Origin of the sequence: Candidatus Clostridium eludens (genome assembly GCF_045310515.1) — a bacterium.
Taxonomy (GTDB): Bacteria; Bacillota; Clostridia; order Clostridiales; family Clostridiaceae; genus Clostridium_B; species Clostridium_B eludens.
Genome location: NZ_JBJHZX010000038.1, coordinates 1 through 22,582 on the forward strand (window position 1 = coordinate 1; position 22,582 = coordinate 22,582).

At 32.4% G+C, this 22,582-nt stretch carries 20 protein-coding genes; 7 read left to right on the forward strand and 13 right to left on the reverse strand.

What is annotated here, in order from left to right:
• Window positions 1–169: 169 nt before the first annotated feature.
• The 3 genes from ACJDU8_RS19850 to ACJDU8_RS19860 all read left to right on the forward strand — a co-directional run bounded on the left by ACJDU8_RS19850 (window position 170) and on the right by ACJDU8_RS19860 (window position 3,640).
• Window positions 170–1,888: an ABC transporter permease gene (locus ACJDU8_RS19850; protein ID WP_406793910.1), complete on the forward strand. Its 1,719-nt coding sequence runs from the start codon at window positions 170–172 to the stop codon at window positions 1,886–1,888.
• A 13-nt stretch (window positions 1,889–1,901) separates the two neighbouring features.
• Entirely contained in the window at window positions 1,902–3,221 is a 1,320-nt protein-coding gene (locus ACJDU8_RS19855) for an ABC transporter ATP-binding protein (protein ID WP_406793911.1), read from the forward strand.
• 209 nt (window positions 3,222–3,430) lie between these two features.
• On the forward strand, window positions 3,431–3,640 hold the full coding sequence (locus ACJDU8_RS19860; RefSeq protein ID WP_406793912.1) for a hypothetical protein: 210 nt from the start codon (window positions 3,431–3,433) through the stop codon (window positions 3,638–3,640).
• A gap of 94 nt (window positions 3,641–3,734) precedes the next feature.
• Here ACJDU8_RS19860 and ACJDU8_RS19865 read toward each other — a convergent pair whose 3' ends face one another.
• The gene (locus tag ACJDU8_RS19865) at window positions 3,735–4,052 is read right to left on the reverse strand and encodes a DUF421 domain-containing protein (protein ID WP_406793944.1); all 318 of its coding nucleotides are present in this window, start codon (window positions 4,050–4,052) and stop codon (window positions 3,735–3,737) included.
• 592 nt (window positions 4,053–4,644) lie between these two features.
• Here ACJDU8_RS19865 and ACJDU8_RS19870 point away from each other — a divergent pair.
• Window positions 4,645–5,439 carry an amidohydrolase family protein gene (locus ACJDU8_RS19870; RefSeq protein ID WP_406793913.1) on the forward strand — a complete coding sequence of 265 codons (795 nt, stop codon included), beginning with the start codon at window positions 4,645–4,647 and terminating at the stop codon, window positions 5,437–5,439.
• Window positions 5,440–5,942: 503 nt separating this feature from the next.
• Here the strand turns inward: ACJDU8_RS19870 and ACJDU8_RS19880 are convergent.
• The 8 genes from ACJDU8_RS19880 to ACJDU8_RS19915 form a co-directional block, all read right to left on the reverse strand.
• Window positions 5,943–6,089, reverse strand: a complete 147-nt coding sequence (locus ACJDU8_RS19880; RefSeq protein WP_406793914.1) for a hypothetical protein — start codon at window positions 6,087–6,089, stop codon at window positions 5,943–5,945.
• Between the two features lie 152 nt (window positions 6,090–6,241).
• On the reverse strand, window positions 6,242–7,351 hold the full coding sequence (gene rodA, locus ACJDU8_RS19885; protein WP_406793915.1) for a rod shape-determining protein RodA: 1,110 nt from the start codon (window positions 7,349–7,351) through the stop codon (window positions 6,242–6,244).
• Window positions 7,352–7,421: 70 nt separating this feature from the next.
• Window positions 7,422–8,636 (reverse strand): FtsW/RodA/SpoVE family cell cycle protein, encoded by a 1,215-nt coding sequence (locus tag ACJDU8_RS19890; RefSeq protein ID WP_406793916.1) that lies wholly within the window; start codon window positions 8,634–8,636, stop codon window positions 7,422–7,424.
• 184 nt (window positions 8,637–8,820) lie between these two features.
• Window positions 8,821–9,954, reverse strand: a complete 1,134-nt coding sequence (locus ACJDU8_RS19895; RefSeq protein WP_406793917.1) for a YibE/F family protein — start codon at window positions 9,952–9,954, stop codon at window positions 8,821–8,823.
• A gap of 66 nt (window positions 9,955–10,020) precedes the next feature.
• Window positions 10,021–10,539 (reverse strand): hypothetical protein, encoded by a 519-nt coding sequence (locus tag ACJDU8_RS19900; RefSeq protein ID WP_406793918.1) that lies wholly within the window; start codon window positions 10,537–10,539, stop codon window positions 10,021–10,023.
• A gap of 700 nt (window positions 10,540–11,239) precedes the next feature.
• On the reverse strand, window positions 11,240–11,710 hold the full coding sequence (locus ACJDU8_RS19905) for a hypothetical protein (protein ID WP_406793919.1): 471 nt from the start codon (window positions 11,708–11,710) through the stop codon (window positions 11,240–11,242).
• 797 nt (window positions 11,711–12,507) lie between these two features.
• Window positions 12,508–13,398, reverse strand: coding sequence for a hypothetical protein (locus tag ACJDU8_RS19910; RefSeq protein ID WP_406793920.1), 891 nt, complete (start codon window positions 13,396–13,398; stop codon window positions 12,508–12,510).
• A 332-nt stretch (window positions 13,399–13,730) separates the two neighbouring features.
• Window positions 13,731–14,672 (reverse strand): magnesium transporter CorA family protein, encoded by a 942-nt coding sequence (locus tag ACJDU8_RS19915; protein WP_406793921.1) that lies wholly within the window; start codon window positions 14,670–14,672, stop codon window positions 13,731–13,733.
• Between the two features lie 1,033 nt (window positions 14,673–15,705).
• Here ACJDU8_RS19915 and ACJDU8_RS19920 point away from each other — a divergent pair.
• Complete coding sequence (locus ACJDU8_RS19920) at window positions 15,706–15,867, forward strand: hypothetical protein (protein WP_406793922.1); 162 nt, start codon at window positions 15,706–15,708, stop codon at window positions 15,865–15,867.
• Window positions 15,868–15,957: 90 nt separating this feature from the next.
• Here the strand turns inward: ACJDU8_RS19920 and ACJDU8_RS19925 are convergent, their stop codons facing one another.
• Window positions 15,958–17,346 (reverse strand): MFS transporter, encoded by a 1,389-nt coding sequence (locus tag ACJDU8_RS19925; protein ID WP_406793923.1) that lies wholly within the window; start codon window positions 17,344–17,346, stop codon window positions 15,958–15,960.
• Window positions 17,347–17,377: 31 nt separating this feature from the next.
• A complete protein-coding gene (locus ACJDU8_RS19930; protein WP_406793924.1) occupies window positions 17,378–17,947 on the reverse strand; it encodes a cysteine hydrolase family protein in 570 nt (189 codons plus the stop codon).
• Between the two features lie 127 nt (window positions 17,948–18,074).
• Here ACJDU8_RS19930 and ACJDU8_RS19935 point away from each other — a divergent pair, with 127 nt between their 5' ends.
• Together ACJDU8_RS19935 and ACJDU8_RS19940 are read left to right on the forward strand one after the other, a co-directional pair.
• On the forward strand, window positions 18,075–18,677 hold the full coding sequence (locus tag ACJDU8_RS19935) for a TetR/AcrR family transcriptional regulator (protein ID WP_406793925.1): 603 nt from the start codon (window positions 18,075–18,077) through the stop codon (window positions 18,675–18,677).
• Window positions 18,678–18,800: 123 nt separating this feature from the next.
• On the forward strand, window positions 18,801–19,388 hold the full coding sequence (locus ACJDU8_RS19940; RefSeq protein WP_406793926.1) for a TetR/AcrR family transcriptional regulator: 588 nt from the start codon (window positions 18,801–18,803) through the stop codon (window positions 19,386–19,388).
• A 140-nt stretch (window positions 19,389–19,528) separates the two neighbouring features.
• Here ACJDU8_RS19940 and ACJDU8_RS19945 read toward each other — a convergent pair whose 3' ends face one another.
• Window positions 19,529–20,353 carry a nitroreductase family protein gene (locus tag ACJDU8_RS19945; RefSeq protein WP_406793927.1) on the reverse strand — a complete coding sequence of 275 codons (825 nt, stop codon included), beginning with the start codon at window positions 20,351–20,353 and terminating at the stop codon, window positions 19,529–19,531.
• A gap of 473 nt (window positions 20,354–20,826) precedes the next feature.
• Complete coding sequence (locus tag ACJDU8_RS19950) at window positions 20,827–22,539, reverse strand: methyl-accepting chemotaxis protein (RefSeq protein WP_406793928.1); 1,713 nt, start codon at window positions 22,537–22,539, stop codon at window positions 20,827–20,829.
• Between the last annotated feature and the right edge of the window lie 43 nt (window positions 22,540–22,582).

Here is a 22,582-nt window from a genome sequence, read left to right on the forward strand (position 1 = left end):
CAGCGTCATTTAGGCGCTGGAAGTATTACGCCCTTATAGGGCTGAGCAAGCCACCTCTTTTAGGGGTGGTCATGACTTTTGGAAAGAAGAAAGGTGGCGGATGGTTTATGAATCCTGAGGATGGTGAGAATTATTGATTAAATATTAAGAATTAAGGAGAGTGATTAGAATGAAGATAGAAAAAACAGTTGTAAATAGAAAGTTTGGAGTGTTTGATATAATTATATTTTTAGCTATCATATCTGTATTATATTTAGCAATGTCTCCAGGGATAAAGGGACACGTGAGTACCAGTGGAATACAGGTTTCAACAGATATAAGTAATCTTCCAATATATACTCTAAAATCAGTTGGAAGAATGACAGGAGCTTATATTTTATCATTGATATTTACTCTTATATATGGATATATAGCTGCACATAACGAAAAAGCTGAGAAGGTAATGGTGCCAGTACTGGATATCCTGCAATCTATACCAGTATTGTCATTTTTACCTGCGGTGGTATTAGGGCTAATAGCATTATTTCCTAGTCATAATATAGGTTTAGAATTATCTTGTATTATATTAATATTTACTGGACAGGCATGGAATATGACTTTCAGTTTTTATCATTCTGTAAAGATACTACCTAGGGATTTAAAAGAGGCTTCGGGAGTATTTGGATTAAATAAATGGCAGAACTTTAAAAAGCTAGAAGTGCCTTTTGCCGTTATTGGATTAGTTTGGAATAGTATGATGTCCTGGGCAGGCGGATGGTTCTTTCTTATGGCTTGCGAGATGTTTACATTAAAGGGCAAGGATTTTAGACTTGAAGGTATTGGATCTTTTTTACAAATGGCTGCGAGCCGAGGAGACAAGAAAGCATTAGAGTGGGGGATAGCTATATTAATATTTGTTATTGTACTTTTAGATCAATTATTTTGGAAGCCAGTAACTGTTTGGGCAGATAAGTTTAAGATAGAACTTACTGAATCTGGTGAAGCACCTCGTTCATTTATACTTACTCTTTTAAGAAGATCAATAATTATTGAGTTTTTTCGTGAGAAAATGTATGAACCTATTGCTGAAAGTTTAAATGATACGATAAATAAGTTTTTCGTAAATCGTGCAAAAAAAGAAAAAGACAAAGAGAAAGGCATAGGATTTATAGTAAAGTGGATAGTAAGAGGAGTAGTTTTGGTACTTTTTCTCTATTCAGGATTTAATGCGTTTAAATTATTAATGCAACTTTCGAAAAATGAATGGGGTAGAATACTTCCTTCTGTAAGTTATTCCTTCTTAAGGGTTCTTGCGGCTCAAATTATAGCGCTAATATGGACGATACCTGTAGGCGTAGCTATCGGCATGAATAAAAAAATAGCAAATATTCTACAACCAATTATTCAAGTAGTAGCTTCAATTCCAGCAACTGCACTTTTCCCTGTAATTTTAATATATTTTATGAATAAACTTGGTGGATTGAATGTTGCATCGGTGATTTTAATGCTAATGGGAACACAATGGTATATATTATTCAATGTAATTGCAGGAGCAATGGCTATACCTGAGGATTTAAAAGCTGCAGCTAAAATTTTTGAAATTAACGGATGGAAGAGATGGAAAGTACTTATACTTCCTTCTATATTTCCTTATCTCTTAACTGGCATGATAACAGCTACAGGAGGATGTTGGAATGCAAGTATTGTATCCGAATATGTTAACTTTGGTGGAAAAACCGTATATACTATGGGCCTTGGAGCTCTTATATCAGAAGCAACAGAAAAAGGGAATTATCCTCTTTTGCTTATAGCTACCATTACTATGTGTATTGTAGTAGTTGGTGTTAATAAAACACTATGGAAGAGATTATATTCATTGTCAGAAGAAAAATTTAAAATAGAATTATAAAGGGGTGGAAAATATGAAGAACTTAAAAGAATTTATAAAGGTTAAAGGAATTACAAAATATTTTGGAGGTTCAGATAAGCCCACTTTAGAAGATATAAATTTAACTATAAATGAAGGTGAGTTCATAGCTATACTAGGGCCTTCTGGAGCAGGTAAATCAACACTTTTAAGAATTATAACAGGACTTGTTGAGCCAGATGGTGGGGAAGTAATTTTTGATGGACAAAAAGTAACCGGAGTAAATCCATATGCTTCTATGGTTTTTCAAACCTTTGCACTTTATCCATGGCTTACTGTTCGTGAAAATGTTGAGATAGGACTTAAGGCAAAAGGATTTCCAAAGGATTATACAAGGAGAAAAGGTGAAGAGCTTATAAATCTTATAGGGCTTGATGGATTTGAAGAGGCGTATCCAAAAGAGCTTTCTGGTGGCATGAGACAAAGAGTAGGTTTTGCTAGAGCGTTAGCAGTAGAACCAAGGCTATTATGCTTGGATGAACCTTTTTCAGCATTAGATTTTTTAACTGCAGAGAACTTAAGAACGGAATTAGTTGAGTTATGGCAGGAAAAAAGAATGCCTATAAAAAGTATAATAATGATTACCCATGGTGTAGAGGAAGCAGTACTTATGGCAGATAAGATTGTAATACTTAGCAGAAAGCCTGCACATATAATTGCTGAGATTAAAATAGATCTTTCACATCCAAGAAATAGAAAATCACCTGAATTTGAGAAGATTGTCGATGATGTTTATAAGATGCTAATTAAAGGCAAAATTGAGGAAAATAAAGAAAGAGGACTAAGTAAAAATGTAGGCTTAGATAAACAAAAAGGAGAAGGCAGAGAAAAACCTATTCAGATTCCAAATTCCAATGTTGGAGTGATGTCTGGTCTTCTTGAACTTATAGATGACAATGGTGGTAAGATGGATATATATCAGTTAGGAGGAGATCTAATGATGGAAATAGATGATCTTCTTCCTAATATAGAAGCTATATCTATACTTAGCTTTGCAGAGATAAAAGAAGGGGATATTTTTATAACTGAGCTTGGAAGAAAATTTGTAGAGTTAGATAAGGATGAAAGTAAAGAATTGTTTAGAAAGCAGCTAGAGGATATATCCACTTTCAGATTGATAATGAATGTTTTAAATAATAAAAAGAATCATACTATGAAAGAAGAATTTTTTAAGGAATTATTTAAGAAACACTTTCCTCATCATGAGATAGAAGGAATAATGGATATTATAATAGATTGGGGCAGATATGCTGAACTGTTTAATTACGACCATGATTCTGAAGAGCTTTATTTAGATTCAGAAGAAGCAACTTAAATATGAAATAGGATAAAGTTATCAAGTTAACCTACATCAAAAGGTTTGGTCTTTTATTCCTAAAAGATAAGGAATTCACAACATATTATGTAAAAATGTACTTGGGTAATTCATTAAAATATCAGAATTCACCAAGTTAAGAGCTTATCCCTAAATTGTTTCTGGTATGATACGATAATTAAGAAAAAGGGATAGATAGGGTTCTGCAAATGTTACAAAGGCAATCATGGGAGATAACTGATGAGTTGTGGGAATATATAGAAATTAGGCCTTGTGAGCGATACAACGAAATCCAAGGAATTGATTGGGAGTGGCTTGGTATAGATGGAAGTATGAATAAAGCTCCTCTTGCCAAAGAATCTGTTGGGCAAATCCAACAGAACGAGGAAAAAATGAGAGAAAAAAGCATATCCTCGTAGACGGCAGAGGAGTACCATCATTTTGTATTTCAGCATAGAAGATATCTTTTATATTTGCGATATTATGTTGCTTAAGTTGATTTTGTAGCCACTCTTAGCTTAAGTTTAATTCACTTAAATTGTGTTTTAGTATTTTGCCATCAACAATTATCTCAGATGGCATATAGTTCAAGGTAGAAGTGGAAATTTTCATATCTGATTTAGTTATTTGTTGTTGCTGAGTTTTTTTAAGTACACTTAAATTGCCATCTGGCTCTAATATGGCGTATTCTACCTCTGTGATAGAGAATACACTTTGTTTTCTAAGTAACATTGATAAATCATCCATGTTTATCCGAGTTAAAGCTTGTTTTTGAATCTTTCCCTTTGTTTCTTTCCAAGTATTCGGGCTAAAATCAATAATACTATAAATATTAAGGTAGTTCTAAATAACATATGGAATATATTTGTATTGCCAATGTTCACTTTCAGCACCCGCCTAAAATCAATTTAAATAGAAGTTCATTTTAAAATGTTAAAAATAAAGAGATCAATATAGTAAAAAAATACTGGATAATGATGGAAATTGGGAAGGTGGACTTAATACTCCAATGTTAGAAAAAGCATTTGAAATAGTTAGGATATTGAATAAGACACACTCCATTTACAATCAATGTTGTATGAATTTAAATTAATGATAGGATTTCTATAAATGAATTTTATATAGACAATGAGATTAGGAATGCGGAAAGTAACAGGGATTTTAAAAAAGTTGACCAAGCTCTAGGCTAAAAAATTGGGAAATCAGAAAAGGATAGAAGAGGCCGAGCAGGGTGGTTATTAAATAGAATGAAGATTTTACGAACTAGTTAGAAAATTTGTTCTTTAAAAATTGAATAATACGGTGTATCATGTAATTAATCTTAGGTAATACATCATAGTAATTTATTGTATATCAGTTAAATTATTACGATGATGTTAAACAAAAGAAATTTATGAAGATATTGTGGAGGACATAATAATAAATGATAATAGATATACATGTACATTGTTTCCCAAAGGAAGTTGCATTAAGATCAATATCGGCGCGTTCACAAAAATTCCAAATTATCCCTGAAGCGGATGGAACTGTAGTAGGACTAAAGGCGTCAATGGCAGAGTCAGGTGTAAATACAAGTGTATTGCAGCCTATAGCATTGAAGCCTGAGCAGACAATTAAAATGAATAGGTGGGCAGCAGGCGTAAAAGATGAAGGAATTATTAGCTTTGGTACAATACATCCTGACTTTTCCGAGTGGAAACAGGAAATAAGGTGGTTGGTTAGTAAAGGGTTTAAGGGTGTAAAATTTCATGCAGACTGCCAAGGTTATTATGTAGATGATCCACGCATGTTGAATATTTACGAAAAGGTATTTGAGGCAGGATTAATTATACTATTCCATTCGGGTGTGGACCTTGCATTTACAGGACCTTTTAAATGTACTCCATTAAGATTAAGAAAAGTATTGGATACATTTCCAGGAGCCGTTATGATTGCAGCTCACATGGGAGGATATAGATACTGGGATGATGTAGAAAAGCACTTGTTAGGAAAAGATATTTATTTTGATACAGCTTACTCGATACATGAATTGGGAATAGAGAGAGCGGAGAAATTTATTAGACAGCATGGAGCAGAGAAAGTTCTTTTTGGGACAGACTCCCCTTGGCGGAATCAGGCCGTAGATATCTCACTTATTAAGTCATTGAATCTAGGTTGTAAAGATATAAACGGAATATTGGGGAATAATGCAAAAAAAGTTCTAGGTATTGATCAATAATATGCAATTAACCAACAGAGGAGATGTATAGTTTTCTGAATTTAACATAACAATAAAAAGTAGATAATTTACTGAAACACCGTATTATTTGAACTGCCCCCTGTGAAGTAGACAGTGAAAATAATAAAAAGTTTTTTCAAAGGTGTCAACCATGTGATTGGCACTTTCTTTATGCCGTGCTACCAGAAAGATATATTCTGTACTCCAGCGGGGACATGCAGAGCAGCTGTTTCTGATAACGTTTCGTATTGCAATAATCTATGTAGTCCTCAAATGTTTTGCTTGTATAAATCGACTAAAGAAAAGAGATTACTCCCTCTCCTTCGTCTAAGAACCGTACATGAGAGTTTCCCTCTCATACGGCTCAAGCATTTCTTCACCTTCTCAGGCAGCAACAAGTAATTTTAAGTGTAGCTTTCGTTTTGCAAAATAAGTTTTATGCAAAAATGGATTTTTTCTGGTCTGTAGTTTTGGGTGTCGAACGATTTTTATTCTTCTTAGGTTTATAAGACTATATTCATCTGTCGTAAATAGCCATCTCTTTCCATTTTTTTCGTGCCAATACCTATTAAGTCTTCACCATTTATTTTTATTGGGATGTCGATGCTTTGCCCATTGGAGCAGCAAGAGGTACAATGTATTATTGACATATAAAATATGCTCCTCATTATAGCAAACAGTTTTTATTATTTTAACTGTCTACCACAAGGGGAGCATATCAGGATAGTGACCGCTATGACATTTTTGTTTTATCACTTATCAGTTTCTATAACTTAAATATCTATTTCAATTCTCCACAAAACTAGGCATTAAAATATCTCCGCATATTTACATTTAAAACTAATGCTAATGAAATGAAGTTAGCTAAAATGGAACTTCCTCCATAACTCACAAATGGAAGAGTTATTCCTGCAATAGGCATAATTCCAATGGTCATGCCAATGTTTTGAAACACAGAAAAAATAAAGGACGCTGCTACACCAATACATATAAATCTTCCCAAAATATCCTTCGATTGAATTGATGATTGTATGATTCTATATATTAATACACCATAGGCAACTATAAGTACTGCAGAGCCAATGAATCCCCACTCCTCCCCAATCACTGAAAATATGAAGTCTGTATGTATTTCAGGAATATACCCACCAGATGACTGTAGGCCTTTCAAAAAGCCTGTCCCAATTAATCCTCCAGAACCTATTCCCGTCATAGATTGCGTAAGTTGAAAACTAATGTCCTGTTGATAGGCCCCTGGGTTAATAAAAGAGCTTATTCTCTGCTTTTGATAATCTTTTAGAATACCGCTAAACCAAATAAGTATACTCAATGGTATAGCTGCTATGATACCTGTTACTATAGCTTTTAAATTTAGACCGGAAATAAAAAAAATGCAGAAAACTATAAATAAACATATTAATGCCATACCTAAGTTGGGTTGGATTACAATTAAAGCAATGGGGATAAAAGCATAAAAGCATAAAATTAGAAAATTTCTTAAATTGTTTATGTTACACTCCATTTCTTCTAATTTTTTTGAAATAATTAATATCAGCCCTATTTTTACAAATTCACCTGGTTCTATAGCTCTGCTTCCTATTCTGATCCACGAAGATGCACCTTTTATTGATTTGCTGGTTATATCATTAAATAATAAAACTCCAACCCCCCCCCAATATATTAAGTTAGCATATCGAACTATAACTCTATAATCAATAATTAAAATTAAAAAAACTACAACTATGCCCAATAATAGCCACAGCAGCTGCAATTTAGCATAATAATAACCAGACTGGTTATGGGTAGCACTAAAAATATTCATTATACCAAAACAAGCTATGGCAACTATGGTAGACAACATAGTCACATCTAAATTTCTGTATGTTTTTTTATTTATTAAAAATTTTTGCATTTTATCCTCCGCAATTTTTAAGATATTTATATTATAATGCGTAAATAAGATAAATTATAATGATAGTATCTCATATACTATTTTCAGATATCTTCTGAACTATTCCTAATGAAAAGAAAATACTCAACATGGAACTTCCCCCATAACTTACTAAAGGGAGGGTAATTCCTGTAAGAGGAATTGCATTTATAACACCTCCTATTATAACTAATACCTGTGATGCTATCATAGTACTATATCCTACTACGAGTAATCTTAAAAAGTTATCTTTTTCATATATTGCGACCCTTATACACCGATAAAATAATAGGAAGTTTATTAGTATTACTGCAAATCCCATTAGTATACCAAGTTCTTCACAAATTACTGCAAAAATAAAATCTGTATAGTTAACTGGTACAAATTCTGGATGTCCAAGACCAAGCCCTACTCCTGTAAATCCTCCTGATGCAATAGAAATCATGGATTGAACAACCTGGTATCCTATGTTATTTGCATAAGACCAGGGATTTTTCCAAATTAGCACTCGTACTCTTACATGCGCAAATAATTTGTAACTTATTACACATCCAATTGCAAACAATATAAACGAAGTTAAGATATATCTTAATTTTGAAGTTGATATAAACAACATGGTAATAGATATACAGAATATAATTAAACTAAATCCAAGGGATTTTTGAATTAATGTAAATACAAGGCATATTGCTACAACAATAGCTGGCTTTATCAAGTGTCTAAGGCTTCTATAATCCTTTAGTTCAGAAGCCAGATATAGTACTAAGAACAATTTACCAAACTCTGAAGGTTGAAAACTATATCCATGTACTATAATCCAACTTTTAGAACCGTTTATATCTTTTCCGAAAAAAGTTGCTGTAGCCATAAATATTATAGTAATTATACAATAACAATATTTGTATTTGCTAAATCTCTCTAAGTCTGGCAAAAGAACAACCATTAAGATAAATTCTGTTACACCTAGTGCAAACCAAACTATCTGCTTGATTGAATATAATATATTTATCCTGTAAAGTATGACCATTCCTATAATTGACAGTATACTAGAAAAGATAAATATATACTTGTCTCCATCAGAAAAGAACTTCCTAATGATAAAGTAGGAGTATCCTATAAGCAGGCATATAACTCCAGCCATTATCATAGCCATCTTATCAAAAGGCTGCTTGAGTATTGATAGATTTAGGAAGCATGTAAAGCACAGAAAATATGTATATTTCAGAAGTTTTTTTTCATCTTTTATATCTTGTAAATTTGAACTCAAAAATAGTTACCACCTTATCCATATGTTATTACTGTTGTTGAATGGCAATATTAGTTTTACAAATATATGGTAATATTTTTCAATACATACATCACCATCAAACTGTAAATAAAATAATAAATATAATAATTTTAGCGATAGTAATATATTATCAAATAGTTTTTATACTCTTTAGGCTGAGAGGTCAAGACTTATTAAGTGGTTGTCGATACTTATTTTTATTCAGTGAAGTAGGGACATTAGCGAATGTGAGAGCTGTTATTGGTATTGTAAGTATTAGTCCTATGCTACCTGATAAAGCTTTCAGAATTTCACTTGCAATAATATCTTGGTTTATAATTTCAATAAAAGGTAAATTATATGGTGATAATGTAATTATGGTAATAATAATTCCTCCAGCAAAAGCAAGTATAAGCGTGTTACACATTGTACCCATAATGTCTTTGCCAACATTTAAGCCAGACTTAATTAATGTACTGTTTGAGATATTAGGGTTGGTGTTTTCTATTTCATACATGGCGGAAGAGATAGATATCCCAATGTCCATAACAGCGCCTAATGAACTAAGCAGCATAATACAAAAAAATAGACCATGAAAATCAAAGCCTTGTGCTCCAAAAACAGATGAAATTACTTGAGCATCATCTGGATTGATTCCGGTAGATCTCATAATATTTCCTACAGTGAAAACAATTAAACCAGAACTTAACAGGCCAAGTGATGTACCTATGATAGCCGAAAGAGTTTTTTTATTATATCCACTAATAATTAAAAGGTTAATAATTATCAGTCCTATACATACAATAACCGTTATGGTTACAGGGGAGTCTCCCTTCATAATAAATGGAATAATTATTTTTATAATTGCAATACCAGTTATAAGTAAGGTAGCTAGAGATTTAATTCCCTTTTTACCACCAAGTACAATAAGAAGAGCAGCAAAAAATAATGAAAGCATATACAAATATTTATATCTCACATAATCGTATATTTCTGCATCTTTAATAGTACCATCTGAATTTTCGTTAATGCTTACCATTACCTCATCACCTATTCTAAGTCCTGTTTGTTTAGGGGTATTTGACGTAGTGGAATTATTTTCAGTTTCGTTATCAAAATCACTTACAGTAATGGATCGATTTTTATGTGGACCTGAAGTGATTTTTATAATAACCTTATTATCATTAGGTATAAGCTTTATTACTTGTGCTACTGATGTTTGAAATGAGCTTGTACCACTTTTTGCAGCCGCAGGTATTTGTACAAATATAATAAAAAATATTACAACTAATAATGATACTTTATAGTTTATCTTCATGATTTAATACCTACCTCTATTTAGATGTTGTCAGAGTTTCTTAGTTCTATATTGAATGTATAAATTTTAAGAAAATAAAAAAGTATTTTTTATATATTCTATTTTGTTATCAATATATTTACATAATTCATCCGTTTCTTCATGAGTAGGCTGTTCCAAAGAGCCATGAGAACATGATGAAATCATTAACTTACCAACTCTACTAATTTTTTTCTGCAATAATATATTTATTTCTGCCTTAACTTCATTTCTCCAAAAGCTTAAATTATAATGATTATTGCAACAATAACGACTTTTTAAATATTTATAACTTTCTATACTCCTACTAATACAATCATTTAATAATACCAGAAATTTTTCTGGTGCGTCTGATACATTGTTATAAATATAAAAATCACTGTAATTTATAGTATTTTTATTATATGGATTGTCACATTCATCACAAAACCTCCACCCATCTCCAGTACATTTTGCACAAATTGCATCAGTTCCACTGAATTCTGGTACTGAATCTAAATTTTCAGTGAGTGCTTGATTCCCATAAAAGTCTTTTCCACATATAATACAATGTAACTTTTTACTCATTAACAATATACTCCAATCATAAGCTTATCATTAAAAAATAATCAAATAAGAATTTAAAGCGAGAAATATTTGTTTTTGAAACTAAGTTTTTACAACTTATGATATTTTTATTGTACACAATAGTTATTACCACTGTATGTATTAAATATTAAATATTATTCATATCTTAAATATTTTGTAATTTTTTATTCGTATTATCAATATAAAAGTATAGTTTGGTAAAGAATAGTTAAATAAAAGATGAAATATTAAAATCTATTCTAGGCAATAGTATAATTCAAAGCTTATAAGGTTTCCAGGAGGTTCTTTTGGTAAAGGATTAGGACTATTTGGAGAAGAAGTAAGAAGGAATGGATATTGGTATGTGTATTAGAGTGATTTAATGGGTGGCGCCGAATATAATAGGTAGGGTGCCTATAGACAAATTAGTTAGTAATATAGAGTGATATGCTAGCTCTAGTTGTGTTAATGAATGATGCCACTTTACCGAAGCTACTATGGTTATGGTACAGGTACTTCCTCAAGTAATAGAATATTTTAAATCAAAAGGATATATTCAAAATATTAAAATAGATTACATTTAAAGTAGATTTATGTAAAATATTTTAGGTAATGAATCAAAGATAACATTCTATAAATATTTCTTAATACTTAGTAATAAGGTAGTTCTTTATAAACTACCTCATATTTTAGTATTGCTTTATTGGTTAGAGGATTGATTACTATTCTGAGAGTGTTGTCCATCATTTTTGTGCTGGAAGCTTCCTCTTATCTTTTGCATAACAGCATCAGCCTGAGTTTGCGTGATAACACCATCACTTACTAATTTAGTTAAGCCATTATTTCGCATTTTATTCTGACTGCTATTTTTATTATTATTCTGTTGGTTATTTTGGCCATTTCCGTTAACTGGAGTTGTAAGAGCTTCTAAAATTTTATTTGCTTGATCCTGTGTTATAGTTTTAGCTGTTACAAGAGGCTGAATACTGTCTTGCATTTGTTTTTTTCTCTGTTCTGCGTTAGGTTTGCTGCTGCTTTGTGTGCTGTTACTGGTTGTCTGAGATGCTGATGCCGTATTTTTGTTACTCTGACAACCAGCAAATAAAAACATGGACATACTGATTGCAACCAAGTATAGAGTTGCTTTACTAAATAAATTATGTTTTTTCATTGTTACATCCTCCTATTTTGTATATGTGAAAAATTATCTGTCTGATTATTCTGTGATTTTATAACACATTGTAATACATTGTAATACATTGAATAACTGTTTAGATATCTTTTCCATTGTTAATTATATAATCATTTTGTTACAAAGTTATGTAGCTTCTATGAATTTAATAACAATATTATATATCTAAAAAGGCTTCTATGACTTTTCTGTTCAGGTTATCATTATGTTAAAGTAAGTGTTACTCGTGCTTAGCATTCCCCTCTTTATTCTTTTTTTCATTACCAAAGGAAACTACTCAATTGTATTTTTGGGCTTAGCCTGGTGAGTTCCTACCAACAGGTTTTTACTGCTTCTTATAATTAAGTATATTGTTTTATGTATTCTATATTTTATTTTCTATAATCTATTAGGGGTTTTAACAGTGCACTATATTTTTTGAGGCTTAAATATTTGGAATAGGGAGGAGGGAAAATTTAAAGAGTTGATTGGATATAATCATTAGAATGAAAATAAAGTCTAGCGTAGTATAAATTTATTATTCGAATGTTATTGCATTTATAAAAATTGGTATATGAAATATGACTATAAAGTTATTGTAGGCTTTGTTGTCATTTTGTATAAAACTCAACTACCATCTTTCTAAAGGTAGTAGTTGAGTCGATGTTCTTGTTCGGCAATTTTTTGATTAATCGGAAAGCGGTGTTTGTCCATAATTTGAAAGAAAATCTATATTTTTTATCTTCTTATGAGTTTACTTTACTTACTGGATTTAAGTTTAATTTGAAAAATCACCTCTAATTTTGTGAGGTTTTATTAGTGAAAGTTGTTAAACTATTTATCATAGCAGTTTCTTGATCTTGAGTAATGGTACCAGCAGTTACAAGAGTATCAAGCTTAGTTTTTAAGAGATTTTCACCTTGTTCTTTTTTATCTTTAGCGGTAAATAAATTTTCTATAGCAGTTTCCTGATCCTGAGTAATAGTACCAGCAGTTACTAAGGTATCAAGTTTGGTTTTAAGTGAATCTTTTATATCCTTCTTTTCTGCACTTTTAGTACTGGTTGTAGAAGAAGTAAAAAGATTTAGTACAACAGTTTCCTGATCTTGAGTGATAGTACCAGCAGTTACAAGAGTATCAAGTTTAGTTTTTAAGAAATTTTCACCTTGTTCTTTTTTATCTTTAGTGGTAAATAAATTTTCTATAGCAGTTTCCTGATCCTGAGTAATAGTACCAGCAGTTACTAAGGTATCAAGTTTGGTTTTAAGTAAATCTTTCACATCTTTCTTTTCTGTACTTTTAGTACTGGTTGTAGAAGAAGTAAAAAGATTTAGTACAGCAGTTTCTTGATCTTGAGTGATAGTACCAGCAGTTACAAGAGTATCAAGCTTGCTCTTTAAGAAATTTTGATTATCTGTTTTATTACCAGTTTCGGAAGGAATCAGAAGATTTAATGCAGCATTTTCTTCAGCCTGAGTAATAGTACCCGCAGTCACTAGAGCATCAAGTTTGGTTTTTAAGAAGTCAGTTCTATTTCCTTTTTTAAAACTTTTACTAGAAGTGCTTGCCACCTTTGTTGTACCATTATAAAGTTTAGCTGCATGAACCGTAATAGCTCCTGTACTAACGGAAGCTATGGATGCCGCCATGGCTAAAGTTGCAATTAATTTAACGTTTTTCTTTAACATTTTTAACAACCTCCAGAATAATTTTCCTTACTTGTGTATATTCTCATTGTATTGTTACAGTTTGATGGCATAATTATTAAAGTTTCCTTATGAAATCATTAAAGTTTTCTTATGAATATATTGATAACATTTCCTAACTATGATTATAGAAGTCTTATCTATATATGAAATTTCACTTTGAACATTAATTTAATTTTATCAGTGAAATGGAGTATATGTTCTTTTATCATCAACTGAATCCCTTTAGGATTGTATATTCTTTTAAAAATTTCAAGATTACATGAAGCTGTTTAAGTTAAAAATGTTTGTTCAAATGGGAAATTTTATTGAAGTTAAAGCAAATTTTTTTTTAAAAGAAATATTATAGAAGATACACAAATTAAAGCTGATATTGCCCATATAGACAAAAAAGCATTGTGAAACTTATTAAGAGGTATTTTAGGTACATTCATAGCAAAAGATCTAAATATAATACGCGGAATAAACATAATTATGGTTATAGAAGCTAAAAGTTTCATTGCTATGTTTAGATTATTAGATACAACAGAAGCAAATGCATTCATAGTTTTCCCTAAAGTGTTGCGGTAAGTAGCAGTCATTTCCATAGCCTGCTTGTTTTCAATAATAACATCTTCTAAAATATTTTGATCCTCAGGATATTTTTTCAAAAGTTCTAATTTTAACATTTTTTCTAAGGTGATTTCGTTTGCTTTTAAAGATGTAGAAAAATAAACAAGAGATTTTTCCAAAGATAAAAGTTGAATCAATTCTTTATTTTTTACAGAACGATGAAGTCTTCGTTCAATTATTGCACTTGTTTTATCTATTTGGTTTAGATAAAGCAGATAATAATGGGCTATTCTATGAAGTATTTGAAAAGTGAATCTAGAGTGCTTGGAAGTATAAAAGGATTTTACTTTCCCATCTATAAAATCTGTAAGAATTCTACTGTTTTTTAGACAAACTGTTATTAGGCAAAATTTTGTATAAATTATTGCAAGAGGATAAGAATAATATGTTAAGGAATTAACATCCATTCTTGTAAAAGGAATATCAACTATTATCAGTAAGTTGTTATCATAGATATCTATACGAGATGTCTCTTCCTCATCAAGGGCAGTTCTTAAGAGATTTAGTGGGACACCAGATTGGCTTGATGTTAATAGCAACTCATCATCTGAAGGTGCTACAATATTAATCCAGCAACCATGTTCTATGGCATCTAAAGGTTGTATATTATTTGATGTACCTATGGTTTTATAAATTGAAATCATATGATATCCTCCCTATAAAATATAACATTATATATCTTAGTTAATTTATTATGGTAAACATTTATATTATAGCTTATAATATGTATTTTTAAATAGCTGGGCAAAATAAAATTGTTTTTAATTTTTCTTACAGTATTAACATCTAGTGAGGGCCAGTGGGGAACTATAAAAATAGCTTATCTTAAGTAATAAGGGCATAGATAATTGTTACTAGCGATTATATTAAATTAAATACTACATAAACAATAACTATGACTCGCGGAGCAGTTCCTAATTATAATAATTATTATTATGGATTATGTCTAAAGTATTATTATTCCATATGAAAAGATGTTATAATTATTTTAAATTAAGAGAGGTAACTGATATGAATGATAAAATTACTAAAGAACAATTAGTAAAAAAAATATTGGATAATGATAGAAGCTTGGATGACTCCAATATTAGTGAAGAATTATTGCATGAGCTCATAAGTGGAAAAATATAAATAACATTCATGATGAAAACATCACAATTGGACAAAGAATCGTGGAGCTGAAAAAGATAGATTGACATATTAATGAAACTTTAGGAACAAAATGCTAAGAATATAGAATTATTGCTAAAAACAAAAAAATAATATTAAATATAGTAATATTTATACATTGTATAACGTCTTTTAGAGATGAAAATAGAATTTTAATTGAAGCATAATATCTTTCAAATACTAGATAAAAGCCTATATATTAAAAGCCTTGGAATGAACCAAGGCTTTTATGAATTAGGGTAAAACATAATCGAGTGAGATATTAAGTATTTTTATGCGCATTAATAATTATAACCTATCTACCATATTTTATAATTATTTCCTAATATTCTGTGATATAAAATGAAAGGGGGAAGAATGTCCTAAACAATGCTTTTCAAAAGATGGAAGTACCCCCCATGGTGGGCATACAGGTGCAGACCATAAACTGCCCATGGATGCTGTAATCAAAATTTATGGTATTGAGCGTATGAGAAAAAGGCAGTAGAAAACTGTCGGGTGTGTGCCATGAAGCTGAGCGAAAGTGAAGAGCTGTTTAAGCATCCAACGAAAGAATTAGAAAATCCTTCGTCATTTAGGCGCTGGAAGTATTACGCCCTTATAGGGATGAGCAGGCCACCTCTTTTAGAGATGGTCATGACTTTTTTAGTATGTATACTAGTTGAATAAAACAAATCTAGCGTCTAGTTATTTGGCTCAGCCTAAGTTTTGGGAAAAATTTTCACATGCGAAACTTAGGCTAGAATAATACAAGCAAATTTAATCGATTGCCTTAAATGACTTTACGGGGTTTTTAAGCCATCGATCAGAAATCGTTATTAACAGTGCTATGCCACTTATAACAATCATCATGATTGCAATGAGGTGTAATCCAGAATCTGCAACTTTTGTATGAAATACTATACCTATTAAAGCTGAAGAGGCAATAGAACCTATATATCCAAAAGTACGAAGAAGCCCCGAAGCTGTGGCAATTTGCTCTGCAGTGACCTGAGTGTATAGAGCAATTGGGCTGCTGCCGTTTATTGTTCCCATAGTTATACCAAATATAAGGGTAATAATCAGAATGTAAATTATTGGTGTATTTGAGTTTAAAAACAGAATACCAAAAGAAGCTATAATTGAAGATACTGCAGATACAATTAATGGACCACGTATAAGATTTCGTTTTGAAATAGGTAAAACCACTATTGCTGAAAGTATGCTCATGGGCAGCAGGAGCAATCCGGTTTCTGAAGAACTAATTCCGTGGCCAGCTTCAAGCCATTCGGTAAAACCATAGAGCACTGTATAGATGCACAGCGTAATTAATGAAAAACGTATATAAGTACGAGCAAGTGCAATATTCTTGCTAAGCATACGTACATCAATGAATGGATGCTCCACTTTAAGTTCCCATAAGATTAAGCCTGTACCGCAAACGATGACTATACCTAGTGTAATCAAATCGACTTTTGGCAGGGAAAATAAAAACACAAGGAGGAAAATCATGGTTACTGTGAATGCAATAACACCAATGCAGTCAATTCGTAATGATATCTCTTTTATACTTCTTGCACTTTTAGTGGGTATATCCCGTGGGATCCATAATGCAGCCATCAAAAAGGCAATAAGTGCAATAGGAATGTTAATGAAAAATGTTGCACGCCATCCAAATATACCTATTAATATTCCACCTATTGGAAGTCCTACAACAACGGTTGCTATTCCGGCAATTTGAAGTGCACCAAGTACGTTGCCGGGAGGTTCAGACAATTCAGCTTCATCAGCACGGCGTCGGATTAGCAGCATTGCAGATGGATAGGCAGTTGAAGTTCCTATACCTATGAGAACTCGTGCCGCGATCAGCATGGACAGATTTTGGCCAAATCCACCGAGTATTCCACCCAATAGTACCAGAAGAATTCCAGTTAAGAATATATGCCTTGGTCCGAATTCCTCTGACAATTTCCCTGAAGTAGGCTGAGCTATGGAACTTGCAAGATAAAGTGCCGAAACTAGTATTGTGGTTTTAGCAGCAGATACATGCATAAATAAAGCAATGGGTACTAGTGCAGTTGCAAGTAGTGAACTATTTATTGGGTTAAGAGTAGATCCCATATAAAGAGGAGCTACGAATTTCCATGAAAATGGATTCTTACCTTGCATTATTGATTAACTCCTTTCATTTTTGCAGTTTCTAATTCAAAGTATCTGTCCAAGTATCAACAGCAAGTACATCTGCCTGTTTAGGAAATACTTTTTCCATGAGGATGCGGTGAACCTCAGGATCTGGATCAATGCATGCGTCTGAAAGTACCTTGAGTCTATAGTCTTTATCTGAGGCTTCTCTCAATGTTGATAAAACAACGCCGCTTGTAGCGACTCCGCTTAAGACTAAGGTGTCAATTTGCTGTGAACGCAGTATGATTTCAAGATTGCTCCCTGTGAAGGCGCTAACTCTGAATTTTGTAACTATTGGTTCATTTGCCATAGGTTTTAAAGATTCATGAATCTGTGTTGTCATATCAGAGACCGTCATTCTGCTGGATTCAGAAATTATTGAGAACGACTTGTTTTGATTGTTAACTTCTGGATATCCTGTACTGAATGCAACTCTCACGAAGATAACTGGAATGAGATGCCTGCGGGCAGCTTTAACAGCTTTCTGGAACGGAAGTATCACCTTCTGACTTTGTAAGAAACGTGATATTATGCCATTTTGCATATCCATGACCAGTAGTGCTTCTTTACTGTTATGATTTTGCATTGTGTTTTACAACTCCTTCTCTTCATGTTAATATAAAGGGAGTGTTCTCCATTTATTATCAGTATAAACGGGGACATCTCCGTTTGTCAAGGGCATTTTACAATTAATTTTAGGAAGTGATGATAAAATGAATTCCAAGTCAACTAAATTGTATTCTGAGCGTCGTGATGCAGCTGAGAATCGTCAGCGAATATTGGATGCAGCTATAAAATTATTTGAAGAATATGGTGTAGAACGAGTTAGCATGAATCAAATTGCCCATGAAGCAAAGGTCGGTTCCGGAACGCTTTATCGGCGCTACAGAAATAAAAGTGAATTGTGTCTTGATTTAATTAAAGATAATGTTGATCTACTTTTTAATGATATTGAGGATTACCTGGATCAAAATCATTCTAATCCTCCAAGTCAGCGATTGGAAGGGGTACTCAGATTATTTATTTGTTTTAGGGAAAAAAAGGCTCAATTGCTTACAGGAGTCGAGGGATCTCCGTCAACCAACCCACTTAAGCGGAGAATGTCCAGTCCTCTGTTTGAAGAATTGCATCAAATATTAGTAAAATTGCTTGACGAGATGAATGCCACTGCTCATATACATTCTGACAGTATATTTAGGGCAGATATGTTATTAACGGCTTTAAGCAGCGATTATTATTCATTTCAAAGAGATGTACGCCATCATACACCCGAGATGATTTTGAAAGAGCTTTGTAAAATATTTGTATATACTTAGTTATAGGGCAAAACATCTCACTTGATTTTGATAGATATTTACTTTGAGTTTAGTTACAATTAATGTAATTTGAAACACAAAACCAAACATGATATAATTGAAAAATAAAATAAGAAAGCGGTGATGAATTTGGATAGGATCCCGTTAGATAAGGAAATAATCCTCAATGCAACAGAAAAAATCATTCGCCGTTTCGGACCAGATAAGGCGAATATCTCTGATGTGGCAAAATCATTAAAAGTAAGCCACGCTGCCATTTATAGGTATTATAATGGAAAAGCAGCCTTATGGAATGCTGTCACAGAGCGCTGGCTCACACGCTTGCATGCTCCATCAAGTGACATTTTAAAAGAAAATAGTCCAGCTGATATTAAGCTTTATCATTTACTTGAGAATTTTACGGAAGCTAAACGTCTCAGTGCTATTAATGACCCAGAGATGTTCGCGAATTATATAAAACTAGCTCAAAGCTCAATGGAATTAATAGAAAAGGTCAAAGAAGATGGAATTAATCAAATTGAGAAGATTATAATACAAGGAATTACAGAAGGTATATTTTTTGCAGGATCTTCTCATCAAGCGGCAAAATCCGTATATCTTGCAACAAGTGTTTTTATCTATCCAAACTCATTCGAAGATCCTGAGAGAAAGCAAAATATAGATTCTGTTGTAAATCTTCTGTTAAGAGGACTTAAAAATTCCAACAAATGAATACTTTATACAAGAAAGGGACAGCTAATATGACAGTCCCTTTTTAACATATCTTCTAAATTAAAATAGATCCCCAATATTTAGATTGTTTTATTATATTGTACTTTTATTTTATACGAAACATTGACGTTGTTTCCATACTATTTCCAAGTGATTTGTAATGGATTTCTGTCCACTAAGCGCCGATAGGTATACTTCGGATAGCCAACCATCAGCCCACCTGTGACATGCATATTTTCTGGCAGGTTCAAAATGTCAAGTAATGGCTGATAGCCGGAAGTGGCACAAGCATCAAAAAATCCAGTAATACAGGTTCCCAGACCTATGGAAGGCGCGAAAAGTTCTGCATAAGCCAGTGAAAAGAAAGTATTGTCCCGACCAATAGGCAATGAGCCTTTGTCAACTATGGGTATTACTAAACAGGGAGCGTCACGCAATACAACATCCTGAGCGTTCTGACGATAGTTAGTCACGTGGGCGGCAAAGGGTACCGCATACCGCGAGCCGGCATAAGGTGGAGATTGTAATGCATCTTCCAACCAGTCAATGGTGACGGAGGTAATACTACGCAGTGTGTTCCGGTCATCAATGACATGATAGGAAACTCCTTGTGAATTGCCGCTTGTTGGTGCAAATCTGGCAATGTCTAGAAGTTGTCTAATCTTTTCCCTAGGAACGGGTGTATTTTGAAATTCCCTAGTGGAACGTCTGCTGCGGAGAAATAGGGCCGTAGTGTCTTCGTCCAGAACTGGTACCTTTTCCAGTGGTATTTGGTTGGCTAAAGGTGTTCTCACATTGTCAAGTGCTGCCGATGGACAAATAGCCACGCAGTGACCGCAGGCAATGCAGTGTTGACTTATGACCTTAGGCCCATGTTCATCCATAGCTATAGTATCTATTGGGCAGACTTTGACACAACTGCCGCACTTAGTACATTTTGTCAGATCAATTTGTATCAAATCCATATTACATTTCCTCCTTTTGTGTTTAGTATATATTTTACGTTGCAAGTTACAAATTTATAAATATGTAACTTGTAATATTGATTTTATCACATTGCATAACAAATTACAAGTTATTAAGCATGTAATTATTGATATAATAGTATGCATTTAATCTAAGGCAAAGTTAAGTCGAAACCTTCTTATATTGTAAGTGAGTATATGTTAATTTTTAATATTGAAGCTTATAAAAGATAAGACAGGGCTTTCAGGTGATGAGGTTTATGACACAATAAAAGGTAACGTAAAGGCTAGCTTATGTATGCTTTTAACATATATAAGCTTTAGCTCACTCCTCATGTCCTTTACACTATTTAATATGACAAAGCAGAAAAAAATAACTCAAAAGCTTTTATGTAATTTAATCCAATTAATTTAAACTGGACAATTTGTAGGTTTAGATGGTCTATGGTAATTTTAGAGACTTAAAAGAGCATTTAAACCTTAAATTTATGGGCTAAACCTATTAATTTCTCTGCTAAATCAGACGTATCTTGAGACTGCCTTGCTACTTCTTCTATTGCAGAGCTTGTTTGGGTAATGCTTGCTAATATTTCTTCTGAATTTGATGCTGATTGCTGTGTGGCTGCGGATACATTCATTATTGAAGTATTTACCTGAGACATACTTTCTGAAATTGTACTTGCTGATAATGATATTTTTTTAGACATTTGATTTAGAAATTCGGCATCTTCCTGATATTGCTGTCCTATTTGTTTTATCATATCATAATCAGGTTTAACCTGAATATTTATAAATGTTAATATATCTCTAGAATTAGCTACTAGGTTGGTAATAGCATTTCCTACTCCTTCAACTATTTTTCTTATATTTGTTACTGCTTCTCCAGACTGTTCTGCCAATTTTCCTACCTCATCAGCTACAACGACGAACCCTTTGCCATGTTCTCCTGCTCTAGCTGCTTCAATTGAAGCATTAAGTGATAGTAAATTAGTTTCTTCCGCAATTTGTCCTATTGTCTCAGCCATTACACTTATTTCTTTAACTATTTGCACATCATTAATTGCCCTTTGGATTTTAACTTCTTCATCGTTATATAATTCACTTGCATTATCAAACGACTGTTTTGCTTTATTTTTTGTATTTAATGCTCTTTCCATAATATCTTCCGAAGCCTTATCACCTTCTATTGCCCTATGAGTTAATTCATTTATATGGATTCCTATTTCCTCTGATGTCGTACTGACCTCTTCTGTGGAAGAATTCAACTTTTCATTTCCTTTAACAATTCCTTGTATTGATTCTTTAATATTAGCCACTGTGGCTGATATTTCTTCCGTAGTGGCCGTCAATTCTTCGCTTGAAGCCCCCATATTCTCCATGCCATTAACAAGTTCCCTAACAAGTTCTCTCATATTTGCAGAGGCTATATTCAAGGCCTTTGCCATGTTTCCGAGTTCATCTTCGGCTAATATTTTAGTTTCTTGAGTAAGATCTCCATCTGCTAAGTTATTTACAAAGTTTATGGCAGTATTCATTCTTTTTTTAAACCATGCTGCCATTACAGTGCCTAATATGAACAAAAATAATGCTCCTAATACAATAATTGCAATTTGAAGTATAAGTGAACTTTTATAGGTTACATGGTTTAAATTTGACATGTTTTGTGCACATATTATATTATCTTGAATTATTGTATTTATTTCATTAGTTAATTGTTGCTTTAATTTAATATAATCACTGAAATATACTCTATTGGCCTCAGCATAATTACCACAAGTAGCATAGTTTATTACTTCAGCTCTTACAGCACGATATTGGGTTAACGTAGATTTAACTTTATTGTAATCACTCTGTTCTTTTGAGTCTGAAGCTGGTATTTTTTCATATTCTACTAAAAGTTTGTTATTTGTATCGGTATCATTACTTATATTTTGTTTTATACTGCTAATATCTGCTTGAAAATCATCATTAAGTAGATGTTCCATATTTGCCAATGTCTTATTAATATTATTTTCAATAGAATAGAGCTTTTCTAATGATATTAAGTTATCACTATAAATCATGTTTGCATTGTTATTAATAGTATTCATACTTATCAAACCAATAATGCCAACCACAATTAAAAATATTGTGCTTATAATACTTACTGCAATTAATTTTTGAGATATTTGCATTTTCTTTAACATTTTTATGATTTCATCCCTCTCAGCCAAATTTTATGTAATAGTC